This is a genomic window from Nocardia ignorata NBRC 108230 (assembly GCF_001612905.1).
In the GTDB taxonomy this organism is placed as follows: domain Bacteria; phylum Actinomycetota; class Actinomycetes; order Mycobacteriales; family Mycobacteriaceae; genus Nocardia; species Nocardia ignorata.
In genome coordinates, this window is record NZ_BDBI01000032.1 from 43066 (window position 1) to 68661 (window position 25596).

General features: G+C 68.7%; 27 protein-coding genes. 14 read left to right on the top strand and 13 right to left on the bottom strand.

The features are described 5' to 3' along the window. The 3 genes from NI2_RS25735 to NI2_RS25745 are packed head-to-tail and all read right to left on the bottom strand — an operon-like array spanning position 1 to position 4329. Positions 1-1164 carry an acyl-CoA dehydrogenase family protein gene (locus tag NI2_RS25735; protein ID WP_067495621.1) on the bottom strand — a complete coding sequence of 388 codons (1164 nt, stop codon included), beginning with the start codon at positions 1162-1164 and terminating at the stop codon, positions 1-3. Further along, positions 1149-2213 (bottom strand): acyl-CoA dehydrogenase family protein, encoded by a 1065-nt coding sequence (locus tag NI2_RS25740; protein ID WP_067495624.1) that lies wholly within the window; start codon positions 2211-2213, stop codon positions 1149-1151. The genes NI2_RS25735 and NI2_RS25740 overlap by 16 nt, the downstream gene beginning before the upstream one ends. A gap of 16 nt (positions 2214-2229) precedes the next feature. Continuing rightward, positions 2230-4329, bottom strand: coding sequence for an acyl-CoA dehydrogenase family protein (locus tag NI2_RS25745; RefSeq protein WP_067495627.1), 2100 nt, complete (start codon positions 4327-4329; stop codon positions 2230-2232). Between the two features lie 129 nt (positions 4330-4458). On the opposite strand from NI2_RS25745, the gene kstR reads away from it, so the two are divergent. The 7 genes from kstR to NI2_RS25780 all read left to right on the top strand — a co-directional run bounded on the left by kstR (position 4459) and on the right by NI2_RS25780 (position 12715). Then, complete coding sequence (kstR, locus tag NI2_RS25750) at positions 4459-5073, top strand: cholesterol catabolism transcriptional regulator KstR (RefSeq protein ID WP_067495630.1); 615 nt, start codon at positions 4459-4461, stop codon at positions 5071-5073. Between the two features lie 175 nt (positions 5074-5248). Continuing rightward, positions 5249-7831, top strand: coding sequence for a trehalose-phosphatase (otsB, locus tag NI2_RS25755; protein ID WP_067495632.1), 2583 nt, complete (start codon positions 5249-5251; stop codon positions 7829-7831). A 220-nt stretch (positions 7832-8051) separates the two neighbouring features. Beyond that, the gene (locus NI2_RS25760; protein ID WP_067495635.1) at positions 8052-8936 is read left to right on the top strand and encodes a metal ABC transporter solute-binding protein, Zn/Mn family; all 885 of its coding nucleotides are present in this window, start codon (positions 8052-8054) and stop codon (positions 8934-8936) included. A 129-nt stretch (positions 8937-9065) separates the two neighbouring features. Further along, positions 9066-9818, top strand: a complete 753-nt coding sequence (locus tag NI2_RS25765; RefSeq protein WP_067640838.1) for a metal ABC transporter ATP-binding protein — start codon at positions 9066-9068, stop codon at positions 9816-9818. Further along, complete coding sequence (locus NI2_RS25770; RefSeq protein ID WP_133733942.1) at positions 9818-10684, top strand: metal ABC transporter permease; 867 nt, start codon at positions 9818-9820, stop codon at positions 10682-10684. Before NI2_RS25765 ends, NI2_RS25770 begins: the two co-directional genes overlap by 1 nt. Before the next feature lie 40 nt (positions 10685-10724). Then, positions 10725-11897, top strand: coding sequence for an acyl-CoA dehydrogenase family protein (locus tag NI2_RS25775; protein WP_067495640.1), 1173 nt, complete (start codon positions 10725-10727; stop codon positions 11895-11897). Positions 11898-11911: 14 nt separating this feature from the next. Next, positions 11912-12715, top strand: coding sequence for an enoyl-CoA hydratase/isomerase family protein (locus NI2_RS25780; RefSeq protein WP_067495642.1), 804 nt, complete (start codon positions 11912-11914; stop codon positions 12713-12715). Between the two features lies 1 nt (position 12716). Here the strand turns inward: NI2_RS25780 and NI2_RS25785 are convergent, their stop codons facing one another. The 6 genes from NI2_RS25785 to carD all read right to left on the bottom strand — a co-directional run bounded on the left by NI2_RS25785 (position 12717) and on the right by carD (position 17268). Continuing rightward, positions 12717-12995: a hypothetical protein gene (locus tag NI2_RS25785; RefSeq protein WP_067495645.1), complete on the bottom strand. Its 279-nt coding sequence runs from the start codon at positions 12993-12995 to the stop codon at positions 12717-12719. Between the two features lie 83 nt (positions 12996-13078). Further along, positions 13079-14062 carry a 23S rRNA (guanosine(2251)-2'-O)-methyltransferase RlmB gene (gene rlmB, locus NI2_RS25790; RefSeq protein WP_067495648.1) on the bottom strand — a complete coding sequence of 328 codons (984 nt, stop codon included), beginning with the start codon at positions 14060-14062 and terminating at the stop codon, positions 13079-13081. After that, complete coding sequence (gene cysS, locus NI2_RS25795) at positions 14062-15465, bottom strand: cysteine--tRNA ligase (protein WP_067495651.1); 1404 nt, start codon at positions 15463-15465, stop codon at positions 14062-14064. Before cysS ends, rlmB begins: the two co-directional genes overlap by 1 nt. 105 nt (positions 15466-15570) lie before the next feature. After that, positions 15571-16041, bottom strand: coding sequence for a 2-C-methyl-D-erythritol 2,4-cyclodiphosphate synthase (gene ispF, locus NI2_RS25800; RefSeq protein ID WP_067495655.1), 471 nt, complete (start codon positions 16039-16041; stop codon positions 15571-15573). Beyond that, entirely contained in the window at positions 16038-16778 is a 741-nt protein-coding gene (gene ispD, locus NI2_RS25805; RefSeq protein ID WP_084476783.1) for a 2-C-methyl-D-erythritol 4-phosphate cytidylyltransferase, read from the bottom strand. Before ispD ends, ispF begins: the two co-directional genes overlap by 4 nt. Before the next feature lies 1 nt (position 16779). After that, a complete protein-coding gene (gene carD / locus NI2_RS25810; protein WP_019044685.1) occupies positions 16780-17268 on the bottom strand; it encodes an RNA polymerase-binding transcription factor CarD in 489 nt (162 codons plus the stop codon). 352 nt (positions 17269-17620) lie between these two features. On the opposite strand from carD, the gene NI2_RS25815 reads away from it, so the two are divergent. Beyond that, the gene (locus NI2_RS25815) at positions 17621-18322 is read left to right on the top strand and encodes a copper chaperone PCu(A)C domain-containing protein (RefSeq protein WP_243749831.1); all 702 of its coding nucleotides are present in this window, start codon (positions 17621-17623) and stop codon (positions 18320-18322) included. Between the two features lie 78 nt (positions 18323-18400). Continuing rightward, positions 18401-19801 (top strand): DNA repair protein RadA, encoded by a 1401-nt coding sequence (gene radA / locus NI2_RS25820; RefSeq protein ID WP_084476785.1) that lies wholly within the window; start codon positions 18401-18403, stop codon positions 19799-19801. Between the two features lie 146 nt (positions 19802-19947). On the opposite strand, the gene NI2_RS25825 is transcribed toward radA, so the two are convergent. Together NI2_RS25825 and NI2_RS25830 are read right to left on the bottom strand one after the other, a co-directional pair. Then, complete coding sequence (locus tag NI2_RS25825; protein ID WP_067495658.1) at positions 19948-20619, bottom strand: hypothetical protein; 672 nt, start codon at positions 20617-20619, stop codon at positions 19948-19950. Positions 20620-20690: 71 nt separating this feature from the next. Beyond that, positions 20691-21314 (bottom strand): carbonic anhydrase, encoded by a 624-nt coding sequence (locus NI2_RS25830; protein WP_067495745.1) that lies wholly within the window; start codon positions 21312-21314, stop codon positions 20691-20693. Positions 21315-21404: 90 nt separating this feature from the next. Between NI2_RS25830 and NI2_RS25835 the strand changes: the two genes are divergently transcribed. Next, positions 21405-22274: an iron-sulfur binding domain-containing protein gene (locus NI2_RS25835; protein ID WP_067495661.1), complete on the top strand. Its 870-nt coding sequence runs from the start codon at positions 21405-21407 to the stop codon at positions 22272-22274. Here the strand turns inward: NI2_RS25835 and NI2_RS25840 are convergent. Further along, the gene (locus NI2_RS25840) at positions 22222-23055 is read right to left on the bottom strand and encodes an alpha/beta fold hydrolase (protein WP_084476787.1); all 834 of its coding nucleotides are present in this window, start codon (positions 23053-23055) and stop codon (positions 22222-22224) included. The two genes, NI2_RS25835 and NI2_RS25840, sit on opposite strands and share 53 nt — an antisense overlap. An 87-nt stretch (positions 23056-23142) precedes the next feature. Here NI2_RS25840 and NI2_RS25845 point away from each other — a divergent pair, with 87 nt between their 5' ends. From NI2_RS25845 to NI2_RS25860, 4 genes are all read left to right on the top strand, one after another. Beyond that, a complete protein-coding gene (locus NI2_RS25845) occupies positions 23143-23466 on the top strand; it encodes an antibiotic biosynthesis monooxygenase family protein (RefSeq protein WP_067495664.1) in 324 nt (107 codons plus the stop codon). A gap of 208 nt (positions 23467-23674) precedes the next feature. After that, on the top strand, positions 23675-23875 hold the full coding sequence (locus tag NI2_RS25850) for a CbtB domain-containing protein (protein ID WP_067495667.1): 201 nt from the start codon (positions 23675-23677) through the stop codon (positions 23873-23875). Then, on the top strand, positions 23866-24636 hold the full coding sequence (locus NI2_RS25855) for a CbtA family protein (protein ID WP_067495670.1): 771 nt from the start codon (positions 23866-23868) through the stop codon (positions 24634-24636). Before NI2_RS25850 ends, NI2_RS25855 begins: the two co-directional genes overlap by 10 nt. 36 nt (positions 24637-24672) lie before the next feature. Next, positions 24673-25125 (top strand): hypothetical protein, encoded by a 453-nt coding sequence (locus tag NI2_RS25860; protein ID WP_067495672.1) that lies wholly within the window; start codon positions 24673-24675, stop codon positions 25123-25125. A 4-nt stretch (positions 25126-25129) separates the two neighbouring features. On the opposite strand, the gene NI2_RS25865 is transcribed toward NI2_RS25860, so the two are convergent. Then, positions 25130-25567 (bottom strand): OsmC family peroxiredoxin, encoded by a 438-nt coding sequence (locus NI2_RS25865; protein WP_067495675.1) that lies wholly within the window; start codon positions 25565-25567, stop codon positions 25130-25132. Positions 25568-25596 lie beyond the last annotated feature (29 nt).

Genomic DNA, 25596 nt, shown 5'->3' on the forward strand with positions numbered 1-25596 from the left:
TCATCGGGGCACGCGCGGCAGTTCCAGGCCGGCCGAGGCCACCAGTTCGCGCATGATCTCGTTGACGCCGCCACCGAAGGTGACGACGAGGTTCTGTTTGGTCCGCCGGTCGAGCCAGGCCAGCAGCTCGGCCGTGTCGGGATCGGCGGGGTCGCCGTAGCGGCCGACGACCTCCTCCACCAGCCGACCGGCTTCCTGCAACGCCTCGGTGGAGAACACCTTGGTCGCCGAGGCATCGGCGATGACGGTGTTCTGCGCGGCGGCCGGGTCGGCGGCGGCGACCTGCCAGTTCAGCAACTCGTTGAGCCGCACCATAGTCCGCACCCGGGCGAGGGCGCGACGCACATCCGGGCGGGTCAGCAGCTCACGCGCCGCCGACCAGTCACGCAGACGGTCGTAGAGCTGTTCGATCTTGCCCGACGGGCCGAGGCTCACCCGCTCGTGGTTGAGCTGGGTGGTGATCAGCCGCCAGCCTCGGTTCTCCTCGCCGACCAGCATGTCGGCGGGCACCCGCACGTCATCGAAATACGTGGCGTTGGTGTGGTGGGCGCCGTCGCAGGTGATGATCGGCGTCCACGAATAGCCGGGATCCTTGGTATCGACGATGAGGATCGTGATGCCGCGGTGGCGGGATTCGACCGTGCCGGTGCGGCAGGCCAGCCACACGTAGTCGGCCTCGTGGGCGCCGGTGGTGAAGATCTTCTGTCCGTTGACGATCCAGTCACCGTCGCTGTCACGCACCGCGGTGGTGCGCAGCGCGGCCAGGTCGGTGCCCGCCGAGGGCTCGGAGTAGCCGATGGCGAAATGGATGTCGCCGGAAAGGATTCCCGGCAGGAACTTCTTCTTCTGCGCATCGGTGCCGTACTTCTGCAGGGTCGGGCCGACGGTCAGCAAGGTCACCAGCGGCAACGGCACATCGGCGCGCACCGCCTCGTTGAAGAAGATCTGCTGTTCCATCGGGCCGAAACCCTGCCCGCCGAACTCCTTCGGCCAGCCGACACCGAGCCAGCCGTCGCGGCCCATCCGGCGAACCACCTCGCGGTAGGCGTCGCCGTGCCGATTGATCGCCATCTCGGCGTGTTCTTCGGGCGTGACGAGATCGGCGAAATAGGACCGCAATTCCTCGCGCAACCGCCGCTGCTCGGCGGTCAGATCGATGAACATCTGGCTCCCAGGAGGTCGAGCCGCAGATCCGCGCCGCCGAGCAGCCGCGCGAGATCCTTGGCCTGTGAGTAATAGCGGTGCATCGGGTGGGTGATGTCGACACCGAGCCCCCCGTGCAGGTGATGGCACTGCTGCATGGCGCGCGGCACCTCGGCCGCCGCCCAATACGCCAGCACGGCGAGGTCCTCGTCGATGCGGTCCTGATGCTCGGGCGAGGCGTCGTTCTGCGCCAGCGCCCAGCACGCCGACTCGGCGGCCACGTGCAGGGTGCGCGACACCACGTACAGGTCGGCGATCTGCTGGGCGACCGCCTGGAACTCCGCCAGCGGCCTGCCGAACTGCTCCCTGGTCCGCACGTGTTCGGCGGTCAGGGTGACAGCGCCCTTGAGCAGGCCGTCGGCTACCGCGCCGAGGCAGGCGACGGCATAGCGGTGCAGGCCGGGCAGCGCGTCGGGCAGGAGCTGCTCGGCGGGGATCTCCACCTCGTCGAGGACGAGCGAGGCCTCGGGAACGCCTGCGGAACCGGTCACCGGTACCACCTCGAGGCCCGGGGCGACGCCGTCGATCAGGGCGACCCCGGCATCGGTCGGCACCAGAATCCAGCGGGCCTGTTCGGCGTAGAGCACGCCGGTCTTGCGGCCCGTGACGCGCACGGTGTCACCGTCGCGCACGGCCTTGGTCGTCGGCGCGGTGGTGAACGGCGCGCCCGGTTCGTTGAGCGCGGCCGTGAGCACGGTGCCCTTGCCGATCTCGGCGAGCACGCGTTCGCCCAGGTGATCGGGTAGCACCGGCAACAGCGGAAGCACACCGAACCCGAAGGTCGGCAGTGCGGGCACCGCCGCCGCGTCGGTGGCCAGTTCCATCAGCAGGGCCGCCACCTCGGGCAAGCCCATTCCGTCACCGCCGAACCGCTCGGGCACGGGGACCGCGAGCAGGCCCGAATCGATGAGACTCGGCCACAATTCCATGTCGCGGGCAGGCTCACGTTCGAGCAGGCTCACGACAACCTCGGCTACGGCATCGGCACTTTCGTCGCGGGTGAAATCCACGGCGTCCTCCTTCGAGCTAACTGTCCGCATCGCGCGGCATGCCGAGAATCCGTTCGGCCGCCACGGTCAACAGGATCTGCTCGGTACCGCCCGCGATGGAGAGACAGCGTGTGAGCAAGAATTCTTTCAGAACGTCGCTATCCAGGGAACCTTCCCGGCCGGAAAGTTCCAGTGCATATTCAGCGAGCTCCTGCCGGTACCGGACGCCGACGAGTTTGCGGACGGCAGCCTGGGCGCCCGCATCGGCTCCGGCCACGGTGGCCGCCGCGATCCGCTGATCCAGCAAAGTTCCAGCAATCGAGGTGGTGATCAGGGCGCCGAAATGATCCTCGCGCAGTTCTGTTCCCCATCCACCTGGCGGGAAACCGGCGAGCAGCGCTTCCAGCGCGCCGCCGATCCCGCCGCCGCCCATGGCGACCCGCTCGGCCGACAGGGTGGCACGGGCGATCTTCCAGCCGTTGTTCAGCGCACCGACCAGGCAGTTGTCGGGCACGAACACGTCGTCGAGGAACACCTCGCTGAACTTCTCCTCGCCGGTGATCTGCACCAGCGGGCGCACCTGCACGCCCGCGGCGCGCATGTCGACGAGGAAGTAGCTGATACCGCGGTGCTTGGGCGCGGACGGATCGGTGCGGGCCAGGCAGATGCCCCAGTTCGCGGTGGATCCGAGCGAGGTCCACACCTTCTGACCGCGCAGCACCCAGCCGCCCTCGACCCGCTCGGCGGAAGTACGAAGGGCGGCCAGATCGGACCCGGCGCCCGGCTCACTGAACAGCTGACACCAGATCACCTCGCCGTGCAGGGTCGGCCAGACGAAGCGCTCGATCTGCTCCTCGGTACCGAAGCGAAGCAGCGTGGGCACCGCCCAGCCGGCGACCGCGAGGTCGGGGGTTTCCACCTCGGCGCGGCGCAGCTGTTCGGCGATCTGTAGGCAGGTCATCGGATCCGCGCCTCGCCCATAGGGTTTCGGCCAGTGCGGCATGATCAGGCCCGCGTCCGCCAGTGCGCGCGGGCGTTCGGCCGCCGGGAGCGCGGCGATGGTGGCGATCTCGGCCGACAACGCGGTGTCGCCGTCGGCGTCACCGAGGACGCGCTCGGCGCCGGTGGTCCTGCGCTGCCCGTCGCGGGTGAGTTCGGCGACCCGCGCCCGCCAGCGCGCCGACCCGCCGAGCAGCTGCCGCAGCGAACTTGCCCGGCGCAGGTAGAAGTGCGCGTCGTGTTCCCAGGTGAAGCCGATGCCGCCGAGCACCTGGATGGCGTCCTTGGCGGTGTCGACGGCCGCGTCGAGCGCGCAGGCCGCGGCGACGGCGGCCGCGATCGGCAGTTCCTCGCCACCGGCATCGAAGGCATCGGCGGCATCGGCGGCGACCGCGCGGATCAGTTCGGTGCGGCACAGCATCCAGGCGCACAGGTGCTTGATCGCCTGGAAGCTGCCGATCGGCTTGCCGAACTGCTCGCGCACCTTGGCGTAGTCGACGGCCGTTCGCAGGCACCAGCCGGCCAGCCCGGCCAGTTCGGCGGCCGCGAGGGTGACGAACAGATCGGTGACGTCGAACGACGGCGCGAAACCCTGTTGCGCGGTGGCACTTTCGGCGGTCACCCGGGCCAGCGGCACCGTCGGATCACTGCCGGACAGCGGCGTGATCGTCGCGTCGGTGAGCACGAACCAGCGGGTGCCGTCGGCGGTCTCGGCAGGCACGAGCACCTGCGTGTCCGCATCGGCTCCGTAGACGAATTCCCAAGTGCCGCTGACCTTCCAGCCTCCGGCATCCGAACCCGTCGCCGCACCCGACGACGCATCGGGCAGCGCGACGCCACAGGGCGTCCCGTCGGCCGCGCCGGTGACCAGACCCGCCAGCGCGGTGGCGAGCACCGGACCGTTCACCAGGTCGTCGGCCGTCTGTTCCAGCAGCACGGCGAGGTCGGCGACGGTGCCGCCCAGTCCGCCGTGATCGTCGTCGAGCGCTACCTGGAACAACCCGAACTCGGCAAGTGCGGGCCAGCACTCGCGCCAGCTACCGCCCGCCCGCATTGTTGCAATCGGCGCCGCCGAGCTCGCCCAGCTCCGCAGGGAGGCCGCGGCGGCTTTATGCTCGTCAGTGGTGGCGATGGTCACAAGAAAAACCGCCCTTCCGGCGTGGCTCCCACTCCTAGAACATGTTCTAATATCCGGGGTGGGTGTAAGTCAAGAGACCTTCACCGGCAACCATGTTCTCCTGCCGTACTCAGCGAAAGGGTTTCCACGATGGACAGTCCCGCACCAACGCCCACCGTGACAACGCTGTCCGAAGAGGAGCTGAGTTCCACCGCGCAGCGTGAACGCCGCAAGCGCATCCTCGACGCCACCCTCGCGCTCGCCTCCAAGGGCGGCTACGACGCGGTGCAGATGCGCGCGGTCGCCGAACGCGCCGACGTGGCCGTCGGCACCCTCTACCGCTACTTCCCCTCCAAGGTCCACCTGCTGGTGTCCGCTCTGGCAAGGGAATTCGAGCAGTTCGAGAGCAAGCGCAAGCCGCTGGCGGGTGACGGCCCGTCCGAGCGCATGCACGGCCTGCTCACCCAGATCACCCGGATGATGCAGCGCGACCCGCTGCTCACCGAAGCCATGACGCGCGCGTTCATGTTCGCCGACGCCTCCGCCGCCGCCGAAGTGGACCGCGTGGGCAAAGTGATGGACCGGGTGTTCGCCCGCGCCATCGCCGATGGCGAACCGACCGAGCGTCAGCTCGCCATCGCCCGCGTGATCTCCGATGTGTGGCTGTCGAATCTGGTGGCCTGGCTGACCAGGCGCGCATCTGCGACCGACGTCACCGAGCGCCTCGAGCTCACCGTCGACCTGTTGCTGGGCGATCGCGGATAATCCCTGCTTACCCGTCGGTACGGCCGGACGAGGACCGACGGGATTAGCCGCGAGGTCGCGGACTACCCGGACGACACTCGTGCGCACAACCCGCCGCGCCGCTCGCGCGCGAGAATTGACCCAGTATTGTTTTTGGCGCCCCCTGATCCACCCCTCCCATCACTAGGTTGGATGCGTGAGCGCACAGGAACTGCCCTTGGATGTCCGCCGTGCACTGGCGTCGGTCGCACGAGTGCCACGGCTATTGGTCGCCTCGGACTACGACGGGACAATCGCCCCGATCGTGTCCGACCCGTCGAAAGCGTTTCCCCAACGGGAATCGGTGAGTGCGCTACGCGCGCTCGCGGGGCTGGCCAATACCACGGCAGCGGTGATCTCCGGCCGAGCTCTGCGCGACCTCGCCGCGCTGTCGCGGCTCCCCGTCGAGGTGCAACTGATCGGTAGTCACGGCTCCGAGTTCGATGTCGGCTTCGTGCACGCCATCGACAACGACGCCAAGCAATTGCTCTCCGAGATCCACGCCGCCTTCGCCGAGATCGCCGCCGACAACCCCGGCGTCACCGTGGAGATGAAACCGGCCAGCGCCGCACTGCACGTGCGCAACGCCAGCCCCGAAATCGGCAGGCGCGCACTGAATGCCGCGCGCCAGGGCCCGGCGTGCTGGGTGGGCGTGCAGGTCACCGAGGGCAAGGCGGTGATCGAACTCGCGGTGATCCCCACCGACAAGGGCACCGCGCTCGACACCATCCGGCACCAGGAAAGTGCCTCGGCCGCAGTGTTCTTCGGCGACGACGTCACCGACGAGAAGGCCTTCCGGGTGCTGTCGGGCCCCGACGTGGGCATCAAGGTCGGCGAGGGCGAGAGCCTGGCCAAGCTGCGCGTCGACTCCACCGAGGACGTGGCGCGCGCGCTGGCCTTCCTCGTCGAGGAGCGGCGTACCTGGCTCGCCGGTGCCAGCGCACCGCGTATCGAGCGGCTGAGCATGCTCGCCAGCCCGCGCTCGGTCGCCCTGCTCACCCCCGACGCGACCGTCACCTGGTTCTGCCACCCCGAACCCGATTCGGCGGCGGTGTTCGCGCACCTGCTCGGCGGGTCGGCCGCCGGTCACTTCTCGGTGGCACCGGAGCGGCCGAGCCTGCCGCTGTCGCAGCGCTATGTCGACGGCACCATGACCGTCGAAACCCGGTGGGCCAGTTTGCAAGTGGCCGACTACCTGCCTCACGACGTGACCCCCAACCGGACCGACCTGACCCGCGTCATCACCGGTACCGCCAAGGCCGTCGTGCACTTCGCGCCGCGGCCGGAGTTCGGGCAGGTGCCGGTGCGAATCGAGGCCGTGCACAACGGGCTTCGGGTGAGCGGCACCAACGATCCGATGGTGCTCCGCTCCCCCGGCGTGCAGTGGGAGATCACCTCCGACGGCATCAGCGAGCAGGCGCGCGCCGTGGTCGATCCGGCCGTGGCGCCGGTCGTCCTCGAATTGCGCTGCGGTACGGCCGATCTCGCGCCGTCGATGACGCCGGAGTCGCAGCGTCGTCAGCTGGCCGAGCGGTACTGGACCGAGTGGGCGAGCGGCTTGCAGCTGCCGCCGCTCAAACCCGATCTGATGAAACGTTCGGCGCTGACCCTGCGTGGGCTCGTGCACCGCCCGTCCGGATCTATCCTCGCCGCCGCGACCACCTCGCTGCCCGAGGACATCGGCGGCGTGCGCAACTGGGACTACCGCTACTGCTGGCTGCGCGACGCCTCACTCACCGCGCAGGCACTGGTGACGCTCGGCTCGCTCACCGAGGCCGAGGAATTCCTGGACTGGGTGCACAAGGTGCTCGCCACCCTGCCCGGCCCGGAGCGGTTGCACCCGCTGTACACGATCTACGGCGAAACGTTGCCGCCCGAGGCCGTCATCGACCTGCTGCCCGGATACGCCGGTTCGCGGCCGGTGCGCGTGGGCAACGCGGCCAATATGCAGGTGCAGCTCGATGTGTTCGGCCCGATCGTCGACCTCATCACCACCCTGGCGCAGGAACGGGAACGCCAGGGCGCCACCGACGCGGCCGAGGCGCTGCCCGACGCCGACTGGGAACTGGTGCACGCCATGGTCTCCGCGGTGCAGCGGCGCTGGACCGAACCCGACCACGGCATCTGGGAGATCCGCGGCAACCCGCGGCACCACGTGTACTCGAAGGTGATGGGCTGGCTCACCGTCGACCGCGCGCTCACCCTCGCTCAGCGTTTCGATCGCGCCATCGATCCCGAATGGGTGACCCTGCGCGACACGATCGCCGAAGAGGTGAAGGCCAAGGGCTGGAACGAGGAGGTCCAGTCCTACACCGCGGCCTACGACGGCACCGACCTCGACGCGGCCACCCTGCACATCGGTCTCAGCGGCCTGATCGACCCCGCCGACCCGCGTTTCGCGGCGACTGTCGTGGCCACCGAGGCCGAACTGCGCAGCGGCGCGACGGTTTACCGATACCACCACGACGACGGGCTGCCCGGCGGTGAAGGCGGTTTCCACCTGTGCGCCGCCTGGCTGGTCGAGGCGTACCTGCTGATCGGTCGCCGTTCCGACGCCGAAGCGTTGTTCACGCAGCTCGTCGCCGCGGCCGGCCCGACCGGTCTGCTCAGCGAGGAGTACGACCCCGTCGCCGAGCGTTCCCTCGGCAATCACCCGCAGGCCTACAGCCACCTCGGCCTGCTGCGCTGTGCTCAGTTGCTGAGCGCTGCCCGCCTCCCCGTGACATCAGGCCAGATCTAGGCGCGGGGATGCTATAGGCAGGCGGCCGACGTTCTCCAAAGGGGGAACGTCGGCCCGTGCCCGATGAGTTACCCATGTACCTGCGAGACAGGGACGGCCGTCCGGTGGCCACGTTCACGGGCCAGCATCATTGCTGCTAATCTAAAACGGTAACGATTTCCATTATGATCTGACGCACAACCGTGTGTGGTCGGGTCGTGGTTTGCCCCAGGAGTCCCGCATGAACAGTCGAATCGCCCGCGCGTGTGCCGGTCTCACGGCGGGAGTGGCGGTCGCCGCCGTCCTGACGGCCTGCGGCGGAGGCTCCGAGGAATCCGGCACTCCATCGATCGTGGCGTCCACCGATGTGTGGGGCTCGGTCGCCGGCGCGGTCGCCGGACCGGACGCCCAGGTCAGCGCCATCATCACCGATCCGGCCGCCGACCCGCATTCGTTCGAGACCTCCGCGACCGATACCGCGAAGATCAGCGATGCCGAGCTGGTGGTGTTCAACGGCGGCCACTACGACGAGTTCATCGAGCAAGCCATTTCCGGTAAGGACAAGCGGACCGTCGAGGCGTTCGAGGAGCGCACCGACGAGAGCGACGAGAACGAGCACGTCTGGTACGACGTCACCACCGTCGCCGCCGTCGCCGACCGCATCGCCGCCGAACTCGGCGAGATCGACGCGCCGCACAAGGACGCCTACACCGAGCGTGCCGTCGCCTTCAAGAACCAGCTGATGGGCATCAGCACCATCACCGGCGCCATCGCGGCGCAGACGCCGAACGCGGCCGTCGCCCAGTCCGAGCCGCTGGCGCACTACCTGCTGCTGGCCGCCAAGGCCCAGGACAAGACTCCGCACGAGTTCCAGGAAGCGATCGAGCAGGAGACCGACCCGTCCCCGGCCGCCGTCGCCGCCACCCGCGACCTCGTCACCGGCAAGCAGGTCAAGGCCCTGATCTACAACACCCAGACCCAGGACAAGGTCACCCAGGACCTGCGCGCGGCCGCGCAGGCTGCCGGCGTGACGGTGGTCGAGGTGACGGAGACGCTGCCCGAGGGTGTCGACTACGTGCAGTGGCAGACGGCCAATGCCAAGGCGCTGGCCGCGGCTCTGCGCTGACGCTCGAACCCGATCGAGGACCTCATGACCGACGCAACCGCCCTGTCGGCGCCCGGCACGACCGGTGCGTCTGCCGCAGGCGTGGCAGGTGCGCAAGCGGATCCGGCGATCCGGTTGCGCTCGGCCACGATGTCGTTCGGCGAACGCACTCTGTGGAGCGACCTCGATCTCGAGGTTTCGCCCGGTGAGTTCATCGCGGTGCTCGGCCCTAACGGGTCCGGTAAGACCTCGCTGTTACGAGTGCTGCTCGGCACGCTCGGGCTCACCGCGGGCAGCGCGGAGATCGCCGGGCGGCGAGCCGGGGTGGGCAATCCGGGTATCGGGTACATCCCGCAGCAGAAGACGATCGATGCCGGGGTGCTGTTGCGCGGCGTGGATCTGGTCGGGCTCGGCGTGGACGGACACCGCTGGGGGCTCGGTTGGCGCAAACGCCGGGAACGGGCCGAACAGGTCGAGGCAGCCATCGCCGCGGTCGGCGCGCAGAAGTTCGCGCATGCGCCGCTCGAGTCGCTGTCGGGCGGCGAGCAGCAGCGATTGCGGGTTGCCCAAGCGCTCGTCGGTGATCCCTCGGTACTGCTGTGCGACGAGCCCCTGCTCAGCCTCGACCTGGCCAACCAGCGCCTCGTGGCCGAACTGATCGATAAGCGCCGCCGCGAACACGACACCGCCGTGCTGTTCGTGACCCACGAACTCAATCCGATCCTGCCGCTGGTCGACCGGGTGCTGTACCTGGTCGACGGCGAGTTCCGGATCGGCACACCCGACGAGGTGATGACCTCGCAGACCCTCTCGGAGCTCTACGGGACCGAGGTGGAGGTACTGCGGGTGCGCGGGCGGCTCGTGGTCGTCGGCACCGGTGACGATATGGACGCCCTGGCCTGATGGACAAGCTCACCAAAGTGCTCACGTCGATGTTCGACATCGGCACCACCGCGAACCTGCTCGGCTACGACTTCGTGCAGCAAGCGCTGCTCGCCGCCGCCCTGCTCGGCCTGCTCGCCGGGCTGATCGGGCCGCTCATCGTGGCCAGGCAGATGTCGTTCGCCGTGCACGGGACCAGCGAACTGTCGCTCACCGGTGCGGCGGCGGCGCTGCTCGTCGGTGTGGGTGTCGGGTTCGGTGCCATCGCCGGTTCGGTGGTCGCGGCCGTGCTGTTCGGTTGGTTGGGTTCGCGTGCGCGCGAACGTGATTCGGTGATCGCGGTGGTGCTCTCGTTCGGGCTCGGCCTGTCGGTGCTGTTCCTGTGGCTGTCCCCCGACCGCGCCGGATCGAAGTTCTCGCTGCTCACCGGGCAGGTCGCCAGCGTCGGCTACGACGGGCTCGCCCTGCTGCTCACCTGCACCGCCGCCGTGCTGGCCGTGCTCGCCGTGGTGTACCGGCCGCTGCTGTTCGCCAGCGCCGATCCCGAGGTCGCCGTGGCGCGCGGGGTGCCGGTGCGGGCGCTGTCGGTGGTGTTCGCGGTGCTGCTGGGCATCACCGCCGCGTTCGGCGTGCAGATCGTCGGCGCGCTGCTGGTGCTCGCCCTGCTCATCACCCCGGCCGCCGCTGCCGCGCAGGTGACGTCGAGTCCGTTGCGGGCCACCGTCCTCTCGGTGATCTTCGCCGAGGTCGCCGCCGTCGGCGGGCTGTTGCTGTCGCTGGCGCCCGGTGTGCCGGTGTCGACCTTCGTCACCGGCATCTCGTTCACCATCTACCTGGTGTGCCGGGTCGTCGGGCACCGGCAGCGCAAGCTCGCGCCCGTGCGCTGAAATCGCCACGGGCCGCGCGCGGCAGCGCGATGATTCATCCATGATCGATTTTTCGGTGCCGGAGGATCTGGCCGCCCTGCGCGATCGGGTGCGCGCGTTCGTCGTCGACCGGATCGTGCCGTTCGAACGCGATCCGCGGCTCACCGCGCACGGGCCGACCGACGAGTTGCGGGCCGAACTGGTCGAGCTGGCACGGGCCGAGAAGCTGCTCACCGTGCAGGCGCCCGTCGAGTACGGCGGGCTCGGGCTCAGCCACGTGGAACAGGCGCTGGTGTACGAGGCGGCCGGGTGGTCGACGCTCGGGCCGGTCGCGATGAACTGCGCGGCGCCCGACGAGGGCAACATGTACCTGCTCGGCAAGATCGCCGACCCCGAACAGATCGACCAGCATCTGATGCCGATGATCCTCGGGGAACGGCGCTCGGTGTTCGCCATGACCGAACCGGGTGGGGCGGGTTCGGACCCCGGCCAACTCAGCACGCGGGCCGTCTTCGACGGCGAGAACTTCGTGATCGACGGGCAGAAGTGGCTCATCACAGGTGCCGACGGCGCCGCGACCTGGATCATCATGGCCGACCTGGCCGAGAACCCGCACCTGCCCGCCGGGCCGACACTGTTCCTCACCGAGGCCGACACGCCGGGCATCGTCATCGAGCGGATCATGAACACGATGGACCGCAACTACGTGGGCGGGCACGCGGTGGTGCGGTTCGAGAATCTGACGCTGCCGCCGAGCGCGGTACTCGGCCGCACCGGTCAGGCCCTGCGCTACGCCCAGTTGCGCCTGGCACCCGCCCGGCTCACGCACTGCATGCGCTGGCTCGGTGCCGCCGAACGCGCGCAGCGCATCGCCCTCGACCACGCGCGCACCCGCACGGCCTTCGGCAAACCCATCGGACAGCACGAGGGGGTGTCGTTCATGTTGGCGGACAACGAGATCGCGCTGCACCAGTGCAGGCTGACCATCTGGCACACCTGCTGGCTGATGGACCGGGGGCAGCAGGCCAGGCACGAATCGTCGATGGCCAAGTCGTATGTCTCCGAGGAACTGTTCAAGGTCACCGACCGGTGTGTGCAGGTGCTCGGCGGGATCGGGATCAGCGACGAGACCGTGGTGGAAATGCTGTTCCGCGACATGCGTGCCTTCCGGCTCTACGACGGGCCGACCGAGGTCCACAAATACGCGATCGGCAGACATCTGGTCGGCCGCTAGTACCATTCGATCCCATGAGTTCGGAACTGCTGGTCGATGTCCGCGCGGGCGTCGCGGTACTCACGCTCAACCGTCCTGCCCAGCGCAACGCCGTCACGGCGACCATGACGGCCGAACTCGGGGCGGCCCTTCGCCGCTGCGACACCGACGACGCCATCCGCGCCGTCGTCATCACCGGCACCCCACCCGCCTTCTGCGCCGGTGCCGACCTCTCGGCCGGTGCGGGCGGGGCGAGCGCGACGCTCGACCCGTCACCGTGGCAGGTGCGCAAACCGGTGATCGCCGCCGTGAACGGGCACGCCGTCGGCATCGGGCTCGCCCTCGCCTTGCAGTGCGATCTGCGCTATTTCGCCGACGACGCCGTGTACGGCCTCAGCCAGGTCAGGCGCGGAGTGCTCGCCGACGGCTACGCGCACTGGACCGTGCCCCGCCTGGCCGGGCTCGCCAACGCCGCCGACATCATGCTCACCGGCCGCACCTTCGACGGTGACGAAGCCAAGTCGATGGGGTTGGCCAATGCCAGCCTGCCCGCCGCCGAGGTGCTGCCGACCGCGCTTGCCGTCGCCGAGGACATCGCCGGTGGCTCCGCGCCGCTGCCCGTGGCCCTCACCAAGCGGCTCATCTGGGAAAGCCTCGGCATGACCCCCGCCGTGGTCGGGCAGCTCGAATCCGAGCTCAACGCGCACGTGGCCAAGAGCATCGACGGCGGAGAGGCGATGGCAGCCTTCAAGGAACGCCGTCAGCCGAACTGGTCGGGCAGCGTCAACGACGAGTGGCCCGCCTGGGACGCCCCCGGCGAACGCCCGAGCCTCGACTAGCTCAGAAGTTCCCGTTGCAGGAACCGGCAAGGTACAGCAACGCGAAACAGATCATCAGAATCGTGCCGATGATCCCGCCGATGTACCCGATCAGCACCTGATGACGCCCACTGAGCCCACCGTAGGAAGCGTCGATCTCGTTGAGTGCCCGCTTCCCGAGCGTCCACGCGACCGGCCCGAAGATCCCGCAGCAGAACGGGCTGAGCAGCCCGAGCACGAGAATCATGTTCGCCTGCGGGTGCTCGACCGTCGGGCCGATCGGTTGATTAGGGATCGCCACACCCCGAATTCTACGGTGTGGGACCACGATTCATCGTCAGCAAACCACAACTAGGCCGCCGACGTGGCGTGCAGACGCGGAACTCAGCCCAGGCGGCGTTGCCGGGCGATATCGGCCAACACCACACCAGCGGCCACCGAAGCGTTCAACGACTCGACCGGCCCCGCCATCGGGATGCTCAGGATCGAGTCGCAGGTCTCGCGGACCAGGCGCGACAGGCCCTTGCCCTCGGATCCGACGACGACCACCGTCGGCACGCTGCCGTCGAAATCGTCGAGGGTCGTGTCACCGCCCGCGTCGAGGCCGACGATCTGGATGCCCTGCGCAGCCCAGTCCTTCAGCGTGCGGGTCAGGTTGGTCGCGCGGGCGACGGGCAGGCGTGCGGCCGCGCCCGCACTCGTCCGCCATGCCACCGCCGTAACGGCCGCGCTGCGACGCTGTGGGATCACCACACCCTGACCGCCGAACGCAGCGACCGAGCGGATGACCGCGCCGAGGTTGCGCGGGTCGGTGATGTTGTCGAGGGCGACGAGCAGTGCGGGCTCGGCGGTCGACTTCACCCGGTCCATCAGGTCGTCGGGGTGGGCGTACCGGTACGGCGGCACCTGCAGTGCCACACCCTGGTGCAAGCCGTTGGCGCTCAACCGGTCCAGGTCGGTGCGTGGCACCTCGAGGATGGAGATGCCGAGGTCGGCGGCGCGCTGCACGCTCTCGGTGAGGCGGTCGTCGTTCTCGGTACCGACCGCCACGTACAGCGCGGTCGCGGGCACATCCGCGCGCAGGCACTCGAGCACGGGGTTGCGGCCGAGCACCAGCTCGGGACCGTCGTCGGACTTGCGACCGGCGCGCGGCACACCGGACTTGCCGGTCGGTCGGCCCTGTGCCGCTTTGGCTTTGGCCGCGGCGGCCGCGCGCTTGGCGGCGGGGTGCTTGGTGCGTTCGACCGCGGGCGGGGTCGCGCCGCGCCCTTCGAGGCCACGACGGCGCCTGCCGCCGGAACCGACGACAGCACCCTTCTTGGTGCCGCCCTTCCTGATCGCTCCGCGTCGCTGTGAATTGCCTGCCATCAGTTCGCCTTTCCGCTAGCTGCGCCCAGCGACCATTCCGGCCCCTGCGGGGTATCGGTGACTTCGATACCCGCCGCGATGAGCCGATCCCGTGCGGCATCGGCTTCTGCCCAGTTCTTGTCGGCCCGCGCGCTCGCCCGGCGATCCAGCTCCGAGCGGACCAGCACGTCGAGCGCGTCGAGCGCCGCCGAATTGTCGGCGGGGGTGTACCAGTGTTCGTCGAACGGGTCGACGCCGAGGATGCCGAGCATCGCCCGCACCTGCCCGGCCAGTTCGGCCGCCGTGTCGAGCGCACCCGATTCCATGGCGCGATTGCCCTCGTGCACCACGTGGTGGATCTCGGCGAGCGCCTTGGGAATCGCCAGATCGTCGTCGAGCGCGGCGGCGAACGCGTCGGTCCATTTGCCGACCGGCACCGCACCGGCCCGATCGTGCACCCGCCGCACGAAAGCCTCGATGCGCTGATAGGAAGCGACAGCGTCGTCGAGTGCCTTGTCGGAGTATTCGAGCATCGAACGGTAATGCGCGCTGCCGAGATAGAAACGCAATTCCACCGGCCGCACCCGGGTGAGCACATTCGGCACCGAGAGCACATTGCCGAGCGACTTCGACATTTTCTCCCCGCCCATCGTCACCCAGCCGTTGTGCAGCCAGTAACGCGCGAAACCGTCGCCCGCCGCCTTCGACTGGGCGATCTCGTTCTCGTGGTGCGGGAAGATCAAATCCATTCCGCCGCAATGAATATCGAATTCGGGACCGAGATAGAACTCGGCCATCGCGGAGCATTCCAGGTGCCAGCCGGGGCGACCGGGACCCCACGGCGAAGGCCAGCTCGGCTCGCCCGGTTTGGCGGCCTTCCACAGGGTGAAATCGCGGGGATCGCGTTTGCCTCGGGTGGGAGTTTCGCCCTGGTGCACGTCGTCGAGTTTGTGGCCGGAGAGTTCACCGTAATTCGGCCAGCTCACCACATCGAAATACACATCGCCCTCGGCGGCGTAGGCGTGCCCGCGCTCGATCAGCCGCTCCATCAGGGCGACCATCTGGGTGATGTGCCCGGTGGCGCGCGGCTCGGCCGACGGCGGCAGCACACCGAGGGTTTCGTAGGCGGAATCGAACGCGCGCTCGTGCGTGGCCGCCCATTCCCACCACGGCCTGCCCGCCTCGGCGGCTTTGTTCAGGATCTTGTCGTCGATATCGGTGACATTGCGGATGAACCGCACGTCGTAGTCGTGCGCCAGCAGCCAGCGACGCAGCACGTCGAACGCGACGCCGCTGCGCACATGCCCGATATGGGGCTGACCCTGCACGGTGGCACCACACAGATACACCGAGGCACGGCCGGGGACCAGCGGGGTGAATTCCCGCATGGTCCGCGTGTCGGTGTCAAAAAGGCGCAAGGTCACGGCATTCGATCCTAGTCGGTGGGATGAGAGTGGGGTTGACCGGCCGGTTCGTGGCTCGCCGCGATTCCTGGCGGCGACGGTGCGGCGGTCGGGTGGGGTGGCCCGTCAGGGCCGCGAACACTCCAGCAGACAGGTCGCGATGGCGGCGACACCCTCACCGCGCCCGGTCAATCCGAGCCCGTCGGTGGTGGTTCCGGATACCGAAACCGGTGCGTCGAGTAATTCGCCGAGTACTTTTTGCGCTTCGGCGCGGCGCGGGCCGATCTTCGGACGATTGCCGATGACCTGCACTGCGGCATTGACGACGGAATAGCCGTCGTCGGTGAGGAGTCTGCGGACTTCGGTGAGCATGGCGGCGCCGGTGACTCCGGCCCATTCGGGGCGGCCGACGCCGAAGACGGCGCCCACGTCGCCCAGGCCGGCGGCGGAGAGCAGTGCGTCGCACAGGGCGTGCACTGCCACGTCACCGTCGGAGTGGCCCGCGCAGCCGTCGGCGTCCGGGAACAACAATCCGGCCATCCAGCAGGGACGACCGGGTTCGATGGGATGCACGTCGCTGCCGATGCCGACTCTCATCCAGCGACCTCGGTCCGGACGGCAGAGTGACCGAGCTGCGCGGAGCCGCCGACCGCGAGAACGGCTTCGGCGAGGGTCAGGTCGAGTGGCGTGGTGATCTTGAAGGCCAGTGGGTCGCCCGCGACGGTGTGCACGGCGACGCCGAGGCGTTCGACCAGGCCCGCGTCGTCGGTCGCGCCGACGTCGGTGGCGTAGGCGCGACGCAGCAACTCGGCGTCGAAGCCCTGGGGAGTCTGGACGGCGCGCAGGCCGGCGCGGTCCGGTGTGCCGGTGACGACGCCCGCGTCGTCGACCGATTTCACGGTGTCGACGACGGGCAGGGCTGGCACGACGGCCGGGCTGCCTGCCTGTAGTTCGGCGGCGACGCGCGCGATGAGCTCGGGCGGGGTGAGCGCGCGGGCGGCGTCGTGCACGAGGTAGTACCCGGCGTCGGGTGCGGCCGCGATGCCCGCGCGCACCGAATCCGTGCGCTCGGCGCCGCCGACGACGACCTGCACCGGCACAGGGGGCATCGAACCGCCGGTCAGCGAAGTGGTGGACAGCAAGGCGGACGCGGCGTCGACCAGTTCGGCGGGCACGACCACGACTACCCGGTGCACAGCACCGGACGCGATCAGCCCATCGACGGCCAGCCGGACCATAGGTATACCGCCGACCGGGACGAACGCCTTCGGGGTGGGTTCACCCAGGCGCACGCCACGACCGGCGGCAGGAACCAGTGCTACGACAGGTCGCACACTACGAGGCCGCGGCGAGGACCTCGTCGAGCAGCGATTCGGCCTTGCCGTCGTCGGTGCCCTCGGCGAGCGCGAGCTCACCGACGAGGATCTGACGAGCCTTGGCCAGCATCCGCTTCTCACCGGCGGACAGGCCGCGATCCTGCTCACGACGCCACAGGTCGCGGACGACCTCGGCCACCTTGTTCACGTCGCCGGAGGCGAGCTTCTCGAGGTTGGCCTTGTAACGGCGGGACCAGTTGGTCGGCTCCTCCGTGTGTGGCGCGCGTAGCACCTGGAAGACGCGGTCGAGACCTTCCTGGCCGACGACGTCGCGCACGCCGACGTATTCGGCGTTTTCTGCGGGAACGCGAACGGTCAGGTCGCCTTGCGCGACCTTCAGGACCAGATACTCTTTCTGCACACCCTTGATGGTGCGGGTCTCGATTGCTTCGATCAGCGCCGCTCCGTGGTGGGGGTAAACGACGGTGTCTCCGACCTTAAAAATCATGTGTCCCGTGCCCCTTTCGATGTTCACAGTTTAACATGCGACTCGGTAACGGCGCGATCAACTGTGCAGGTCAGGGCCACAACGAGGACATCCCAGGGGTTGACAATCAAGAATTGTTGTGCATTGTGTTGCGCCAGAACAGGTTAACCACCAGCACAACGACCGGTATTCGCACTTCGGCCGTCCGGCATCGACGTGGCAACCACGTCCGGGACACCGAACTGTTACTTCCGTACCCGCGCGTCGCGAGCCCCGACGCCACGCGCGCGAAGCGAACTACTACGCTGCCTAGTTACTACCCTCCGGTCCCCGTGTGGAACGGAGTGAGCCCGGTCGACATGGAGGACAAACCGTGACTGCCCTGAAAGCTGTGACCGCCCCGTCGGCGCGACGTCGCATGGTGACGGTTGCCGCGCTCGCCGCTGCCGCGGGCATCGCCCTGACCGGCTGCAGTGCCGGCCAGCACACCCAGACCTCGTCGCAGGCCGCCGCGATCAACGGCAACCACGCCGATGTCGGCGACATCTCCCTGCGCAACGTGCACATCGTGTACCCCGAGGCGGCGTCGGAGCACCAGAAGGGCGGCAAGGCCGTCCTCGCCCTGTCGATCATCAACGGCAGCGAGACGGTCACCGACGAGCTCACCAGCGTGAGCACCGACCTCGGCCCGATCAAGATCACCGGCCCGGCCGGCGGCAAGTTCGAGTTGAAGCCGCAGGAGACCGTGCTGGTCGGCCCGCCGAGCGTCACCGCCGCGGCCGAGAGCGGCGATCACCACGGCACCACCACGGCCGCGCCGACCACCACCGCGGCACCGACCACGGCGGCGGGTGGCGGTAACTCGAGCGCGAGCGATGCCGCCGCCGAGCCGGCCAGCATCGAGATCACCGGCCTCACGGAGAACATCACCCCCGGCCTGACCTACACGGTCACCTTCAACTTCAAGGACGCGGGCACCGTGCAGGTGGCCGTTCCGGTCGACGCCGCCACGTCCGAGCGCGTCGAGAACGAGAAGTCCGGCCCGGCGCCCGAGGGCGCGGGCGGCGGTCACTGAGACCAACTGCCGAGAAAGCCGTCGCGAACTTTCGCGGCGGCTTTTCTTGTTGTCGGACCCGATCCGTAGGGTGCGCGTGTGGCCAAGACCAAAGCTGTTTTCCGTTGCACCTCGTGTTCGCACGAGGTGTCGAAATGGGTTGGCAAATGTCCTGATTGCGGTGCGTGGGGCACCGTGAACGAGGTGGCGGTCTCGGCCTCCGCGGCGGCGCCGGGACGCAGGGCCATGTTGCCGAGCACGGCGGCGGCGCCGCTGTCGCAGATCGACGCGAAGGTCACCCAGGCCAGGTCGACGGGGGTGAGCGAGCTCGACCGGGTGCTCGGCGGTGGGGTGGTGCCGGGATCGGTGGTGCTGCTGTCGGGTGAACCGGGCGTCGGCAAGTCGACCCTGCTGCTCGAGGTCGCGTTCCGGTGGGCCGCCCAGCGCGACGAGACCGCGCTGTATGTGACGGCGGAGGAGTCGGCGGGTCAGGTGCGCCTGCGTGCCGACCGGACCGGCGCCGTGCACGACCGGGTGTATCTCGCGGCCGAATCGGATCTGTCGATCGTGCTCGGGCACGTGGAGCAGGTACGCCCGACGCTGCTGGTCGTCGACTCGGTGCAGACGATGCTCGCCCCCGAAGTCGACGGCGTGATCGGCGGTGTCACCCAGGTACGCGCGGTGACGGCGGCGCTCACCTCGCTGGCCAAGGCGAGCGGGATCGCGGTGCTGCTGGTCGGGCACGTCACCAAGGACGGCAACGTGGCCGGTCCGCGCACGCTCGAGCACCTGGTGGACGTGGTGCTGCAGTTCGAGGGCGACAAGAACTCCTCGCTGCGCATGGTGCGCGGCATCAAGAACCGCTTCGGCAGCGCCGACGAAGTGGGCTGTTTCGAACTGCACGAGGACGGCATCGTCTGCGTCGACGATCCGTCCGGCTTGTTCCTGCACCACCGCACCGATGCCGTGCCCGGCACAGCGGTGACGGTCGCGATGGACGGCAAACGTCCGCTGGTCGCCGAGGTGCAGGGGCTCACGGTGAAGACCGAGATCCCCCAGCCGCGTCGCGCGGTGAGCGGCCTGGACTACAACCGGGTTGCCATGGTGCTCGCGGTGCTACAGAGCCGTGGACGGGTGTTCCTCGGCAAACACGACGTGTACGCGGCCACGGTCGGCGGCATGCGCCTGGTCGAGCCGACCGCCGACCTCGCCATCGCCCTGGCCATCGCCAGCGCCGAGGCCGATATCGCCCTACCCGCGGGCTGGGTGATCCTCGGTGAGGTCGGCCTGGCGGGCGAGGTCCGCAAGATCACCGGGCTCGGTCGGCGCCTGGCCGAGGCCGAGCGATTGGGCTTCACCACCGCCCTGGTTCCGCCGGGTTCGGAGAAGGCCAAGGTCGGTTCGATGCGCATCCACGAGGTCGGCGACCTGCGTTCGGCGCTGCGTTTGGCCGAACTCCGCAAATCCCGGGCACCCCGCGAGCCGGTGGCCGTGGAATAAGTCCGGCAAACCGCGCTTTCCGGTCGAATTCGGCATTTCGGCGGTAACAGCCGTTGACACGGCCGCTCGTCCTGCGAATTCTGCAAATCAGCCATCTTGGACATGTGATTTACAGCGCATCCGCATAATGCCCGGTCGGACGGTATTCAGTCGGCCAGGTTGAACGGTTCGGCCGCGCTGCGGATGGAACCGAGTTGTGCGACAACCATGTACGCACCCGCCGGGACCGGCAACCGCTCCCCCGCGCATTGTGGCTGGGACGTGGTGCCGAACCAGGTGCCCTTGTACGACAGCTGTTCGCCCGCCTTCAGGGTCTTCACCTCCGGCGGCCCGTCCGGGGTGCAGTCGTTGCTCGCCCACAGCCTGCGCTGCCCGTCGAGGGTGTAGACGAGGAACTGCGGGCCCGCGCCGAGATCGCGCGAGCACGCGGTCGTGGAGATGTTGGTGATGACGGTGCCGAAGCCCGGCTGGTCACCCACTCGGTAGGTCGGCTGATTGACCGTCACCTTCAGCGCCAGCGACTGATCGCTACACGGCTGGGCCGCGGGCTCGGGCGCGGCGGACGTGGTCGCCGCCGCCGCCGATGTGCTGGTCACCGAGCTGCTTGCCGCCGCGCTACTGGTCGCACTGCTGGTCTGGGACGTGCTCGCGACCGTCGTCGAGGACGCGGCCGCGCCTGAACCGGACGAATCACCACCGCGCGCCACCATCGTGACCAGCCAGACCACGATCGCGAGCGCGACGATGATGACGCCGATCGCGAGCGCGCGACGACGCCAGTAGATCTCCGGTGGCAGCGGTCCATTCGGTTCCAGCACGCTTCAAAGGTAAGCGCAGCGCGCGAGGGCGCGCTCGATGACCTCGGCGTGTCGGGCGCGTACCGCCCGATTCAGACCGTCTCGCCGATGTTGCCGACCACCCGGCGCAAGTGCGCGCGACCGTCCGACAACTGGTAGGTGACGCTCGCGATCGCGCACTGACCAGTGGCGACGCGCTGGGAGATGATCATCGAACGTTCCATGAGCAGCTTGCTGGTCTCCACCACATGCCGGGCCTCGAGGTCGTCGACCGTCGTGAGCCCTTCGCGGCGGCCGAGCAGGATCGAGGGTGACACCTTCTCGACCACGCTGCGGATGAAGCCGCCGGGGACAGCGCCGCCGTCGAGCGCGTCGATCGTGGCCTTCACCGCGCCGCAGCTGTCGTGGCCGAGAACCACGATCAGCGGCACATTGAGCACCTCGACGCCGTATTCGATCGAGCCGAGCACCGAGGAGTCGACGACGTGACCCGCGGTACGCACCACGAACATGTCGCCGAGGCCCTGGTCGAAGATCAGTTCGGCGGCTACGCGTGAATCGCCGCAGCCGAAGAGGATGGCGTGCGGACGCTGTCCGTTCACGAGCTTGGCCCGGTCTGCGGCGCCCTGGCTAGGATGCAGCAGAGTGTCGTTGACGAAGCGCTCGTTGCCCTCGCGCAGCGACTTCCAGGCACTTATCGGATTAGAACCAGGCATACCGACCATTGTGCACACGCTATCGGTTACCAGCGAGTCTGCGCTGTTACGCCTCGGCAAAGTCGGCCTGGCAGAGATGGAACGGAAACAGTGAGTATCGACGCCGAGGTCCTGCTGGATTGGTTCACCGAGCGGGCGCGTGACCTGCCGTGGCGGCGGCCGGAGGCGACCGCCTGGCACATCCTGATGAGCGAGATCATGCTGCAGCAGACACCCGTGGTCCGGGTGGAGCCGATCTGGCGGGAGTGGGTGGCGCGCTGGCCGGTGCCCTCGGCGATGGCGGCGTCGTCACAGGCCGAGGTGCTGCGGGCGTGGGGCAAGCTCGGTTATCCGCGTCGGGCACTGCGGTTGCACGAGTGCGCGCGGGTGCTGGCCGCCGAGCACGGCGACGTGGTTCCGGCCGATGTCGATGTCCTGCTCAGCCTGCCGGGTATCGGCGCCTACACCGCGCGCGCGGTGGCGTGTTTCGCGTACGGGCAGCGAGTTCCGGTGGTGGACACCAACGTTCGTCGCGTGGTGGCGCGAGCGGTGCACGGCCGTGAACCCGGTAATCCGTCCTCGCGCGATCTCGCCGAAACCGAGGCGCTGCTGCCCACCTCGGTGCCGCGGGCCGCGAAGTTCTCGGCGGCGCTGATGGAACTGGGTGCGCTGGTCTGCACGGCCCGCAACCCCGACTGCGGCAACTGCCCGCTGCCGCGCTGCGCCTGGGTCGACGCGGGCAGGCCGGCGGCCGAGGTGGTGCGCAAGGTGCAGAAGTACGAGGGCACCGATCGACAGGCGCGCGGCAGGCTGCTCGACGTGTTGCGTGATGCGTCGGGGCCGGTCGAGCGGGCGCGGCTGGACATGGCCTGGACGCGTGACCCGGGTCAGCGCGCCCGCGCCCTGGATTCCCTGCTGGTCGACGGCCTCATCGAGCAGACCGAGGACGGCCTGTTCGCTCTGGCCGGCGAGGGAGCCTGATCTCCGGACCCACGTCGGAACTGTCGACCAGGCGCGGGCGTGCCGCTCGTAACCGTGCCAGAAACCGTTCGACGTGCGCGCGATATTCCTCGGGCCGCTCATCGTGAATCAGGTGCCCGGCCCCGAGGACTCGGACGTACTCCGCGTCCGGATGCACTTCGGCCATCGTCCGCATCTGCCCCGCCGGGGTGATGGTGTGCTCGCCCTCGACGAGCAAGGCGGGCACGCGCAGTGATTTCCATTCGTCCCAGAAGTCGCGCGTTCCCCATTCCTCGGAGATCGCGCGGAAGGTGTCGACCTCGCCGTGCAGCCGGTAGCCGCCCGACTCGGTGAACGCCCGCAGGAAGTACCGGCCGGCCACCGGCCCGAAATAGTCGAGCACGGCCTGCTCGTCGGGGAAGGGTTGCGGCCAGGAGTGGATGAGTTCGGCCCAGTGCGCGGCGGTGCGGCCGGTGAAGTCCGGGGCGATGTCCTCGACGACGATCGCGCGGACCCGCTCGGGATGGGTCGCCGCGAACACCCACCCGTGCAGCGCACCCATCGAGTGCCCGATCACGATCATCGGTTCGGTGATCGCCGCCGTGTGCGCGGCGAGGTCGGCGACGAACGCCTCGGTGGTGAGCTCCACAGGCGGAACACGACCGTGACCTGCGGCATCGAAGGTGTATACATGCCCCGACTCGCGCAACCACGGCACCTGATCCGACCAGGTACGCGCACTTCCCATCAGCCCGTGCAACAGCAGAATCGGCACCCCGACCCCACCTTCGTCGTACAACACCCAGCCGATTGTGCCAGCTCGAGCATCGCTTTCAGCCGTCTTGATCTGGACTGACCGGCCTGGCGTCGACCGCCATAGACTGAGCCCATGGCTGTTGTGAAGATCAATGCGATCGAGATTCCCGAGGGCGCGGGCCCGGAGCTGGAGAAGCGGTTCGCCGCGCGTGCCCACGCGGTGGAGAACTCCCCCGGGTTCCTCGGCTTCCAGTTGCTGCGCCCGGTGGCCGGTGACAACCGGTACTTCGTGGTGACGCAGTGGGATTCGGAGGAGTCGTTCGCCGCGTGGCGCGACGGCCCGGCCCGCGCGGCGCATGCCGGTCACGGTGCCGACGGCGAGCGGCCCAAGCCGGTGTCGACCGGTGCGTCGCTGCTCGAGTTCGAGGTCGTGCTGGACGTGCCCGCGAAGTCCTGATCCGGGCGTTTCCCTGGATGTATTGACGCACGCCGACAGCGGCTGTCACAGTTCGAGGGAAATTACGCGAGGGTGCGCGGTAATCCGGTGAGATTCCGGAGCGGTCGCGCCACTGTATTCCGTGCCGGATTCCGGTGCGGGCAGCCAGACATCGGCACCCTCGCCTATCGCTTCGATCGCGGGACGCGCATCCCGGAGGAGGACCCGAATGGCTATCGCACATTCACCCAGCCGGTCTACCGGCCTCGACACCCTGGCAACCGTGCTGGTCACGGTCGGTGTCGTTCTTCTTGCACTGCTCACGCTGTACCTGGTCGGTTTCGATCAGGGGGCCGTCTCGCGTAGCGGGATGTTCCTGCACGAGCTGATGCACGACGGACGTCACCTGCTCGGTGTCCCGTGCCACTGACCGGATCCTTCAAAACCCTGCTGTTACGTGGTCTGCTGGCCGGCCTGATCGCCGGTCTGCTGGCCGCGACAGTGGGTTATTTCATCGGCGAACCCCATATCGAGGCGGCGATCGCCATCGAGGAGGCCGGTTCCGGCGGGCATTCGCACGGGACGGTCGAGGACCAGGCACACGACGAAGAACCGCTGGTCAGCCGGTCGGGGCAACAGGCGGGCCAGTTCCTCGCGCTTGCCCTTGCCGGGATGGCGTTCGGGGCGATCTTCGCCGCTGTGGTGAACACAGCTCGCCGTTTCACGACGCTGAGCGGGCCCCGGTTGTCGCTGATCGCAGCGAGTCTCGCGTGGGTGGCGATCGTCGTGGTGCCGTTCTTCAAGTACCCGGCCAATCCACCGGCGGTCGGCGATCCGGAAACCATCGATCAGCGCACCTGGCTGTGGGTGGCTGTCGTCGTGCTCGGCCTGCTCGCGGTCGCGGCGGCCGTCGCGGCCTATCGTGTGCTTGCCGGGCAGCTCGACTCGTTCCGGCTCATCGCCGCGGTAGCCGCGTTCGTGCTGGTCACCACGGCCGGTTACGTACTGCTTCCGGGCGTGAACGAGGTGTCCGACGACTTCCCGGCGACGCTGCTGTGGCAGTTCCGGGTGGCGTCGCTGGCCGAAACCGCCACCCTGTGGGCGGCTTTGGGACTGGCGTTCGCCGCGCTCACCGAATGGTCCAGCGCGCGTAGCACTCCGGTAGCACGCGAGGTCGCTACCTCGGGGTGATCCTCGTGAGTACCGCGAGAAGGCAGTGTCGGCATCATGACCGACACTGCCTTCTCTGTTTCCGTCGCCCGCCCGGGCGCGGTGCGCGTGGCCTTCGCCGGGCTGGTCACCGCGCTGGCCGCCGGTGTCGCCGAGGGACTGCTGCGTGCCGTGCGCGGTGGGACCGAATTCGGCGCCACCGCAACGGGTCTGCTCCCCCGGCTGGCCATCTACCTGGTGGTGCTCGGGGTCGCGATGCACATGGCCAACGGCAGCCGGGTCTCGCGGGCCCTGCTCACCGTCGGTATCGGGATGATCGGGTTGGTCTCGCTCATCATCGAACCGCTTGCGGTGCTGCTGTCCACCGACGACTTCGGCGCCCTGTTCGGTGGGCTCGCGCCCGATTCGGCTGTCCTCGTCGCCTGCCGGGCGGTGCACATCCTCGCGGTGGTGATCGCGATTCCGGCGATGTACACCCCGGCGGCGCACCGCTGGTTCACCCAGCGGTGAGTGTTCAGATGAGTTCGGCGTCCAGTTCCACCTCGGCGACACCGGCGAGCGCCTTGCTCACCGGGCAGCCGTTCTTGGCCGCGGTCGCCGCGGTGTAGAAGCCCTCGGCGTCGATCCCCGAGGCGACGGCGCGCACGGTCAGCTTGATCTTGCTGATCCGGAAACCGCCCGCCGGGTCGGGGCCGAGGGTCACGTCGGCGGTGACGTCGAGGCTCTCCGGCGTGCCGCCGACGTTGGCGATCTCGGCCGAGAGCGCCATCGAGTAGCACGACGAATGCGCGGCCGCGATGAGCTCTTCGGGGCTGGTGCCCTCGGCGTTGTCGGCCGCGCGGCGGGGGAAGGTCACGTCGTACTTGCCGACGCCGGAGCTGACCAGCTCGACCTGCCCGGAGCCGTCTTGCAGCCCGCCTGCCCAGAGTGTGCGTGCGCTACGAGTCGCCATCACGTTCCTTTCGGTAGCAAGAGTGTGTG

What these genes read in the sequence shown, in the direction of transcription:
- NI2_RS25735 (WP_067495621.1), bottom strand. Translation starts at nt 1,164, where the DNA reads ATGTTCATCGATCTGACCGCCGAGCAGCGGCGGTTGCGCGAGGAATTG.
- kstR (WP_067495630.1), top strand. Translation starts at nt 4,459, where the DNA reads ATGGACAGTCCCGCACCAACGCCCACCGTGACAACGCTGTCCGAAGAG.
- NI2_RS25760 (WP_067495635.1), top strand. Translation starts at nt 8,052, where the DNA reads ATGAACAGTCGAATCGCCCGCGCGTGTGCCGGTCTCACGGCGGGAGTG.
- NI2_RS25765 (WP_067640838.1), top strand. Translation starts at nt 9,066, where the DNA reads ATGTCGTTCGGCGAACGCACTCTGTGGAGCGACCTCGATCTCGAGGTT.
- NI2_RS25770 (WP_133733942.1), top strand. Translation starts at nt 9,818, where the DNA reads ATGGACAAGCTCACCAAAGTGCTCACGTCGATGTTCGACATCGGCACC.
- NI2_RS25775 (WP_067495640.1), top strand. Translation starts at nt 10,725, where the DNA reads ATGATCGATTTTTCGGTGCCGGAGGATCTGGCCGCCCTGCGCGATCGG.
- NI2_RS25780 (WP_067495642.1), top strand. Translation starts at nt 11,912, where the DNA reads ATGAGTTCGGAACTGCTGGTCGATGTCCGCGCGGGCGTCGCGGTACTC.
- rlmB (WP_067495648.1), bottom strand. Translation starts at nt 14,062, where the DNA reads ATGGCAGGCAATTCACAGCGACGCGGAGCGATCAGGAAGGGCGGCACC.
- ispF (WP_067495655.1), bottom strand. Translation starts at nt 16,041, where the DNA reads ATGAGAGTCGGCATCGGCAGCGACGTGCATCCCATCGAACCCGGTCGT.
- carD (WP_019044685.1), bottom strand. Translation starts at nt 17,268, where the DNA reads ATGATTTTTAAGGTCGGAGACACCGTCGTTTACCCCCACCACGGAGCG.
- NI2_RS25830 (WP_067495745.1), bottom strand. Translation starts at nt 21,314, where the DNA reads ATGCCTGGTTCTAATCCGATAAGTGCCTGGAAGTCGCTGCGCGAGGGC.
- NI2_RS25845 (WP_067495664.1), top strand. Translation starts at nt 23,143, where the DNA reads ATGGCTGTTGTGAAGATCAATGCGATCGAGATTCCCGAGGGCGCGGGC.
- NI2_RS25850 (WP_067495667.1), top strand. Translation starts at nt 23,675, where the DNA reads ATGGCTATCGCACATTCACCCAGCCGGTCTACCGGCCTCGACACCCTG.
- NI2_RS25860 (WP_067495672.1), top strand. Translation starts at nt 24,673, where the DNA reads ATGACCGACACTGCCTTCTCTGTTTCCGTCGCCCGCCCGGGCGCGGTG.
- NI2_RS25865 (WP_067495675.1), bottom strand. Translation starts at nt 25,567, where the DNA reads ATGGCGACTCGTAGCGCACGCACACTCTGGGCAGGCGGGCTGCAAGAC.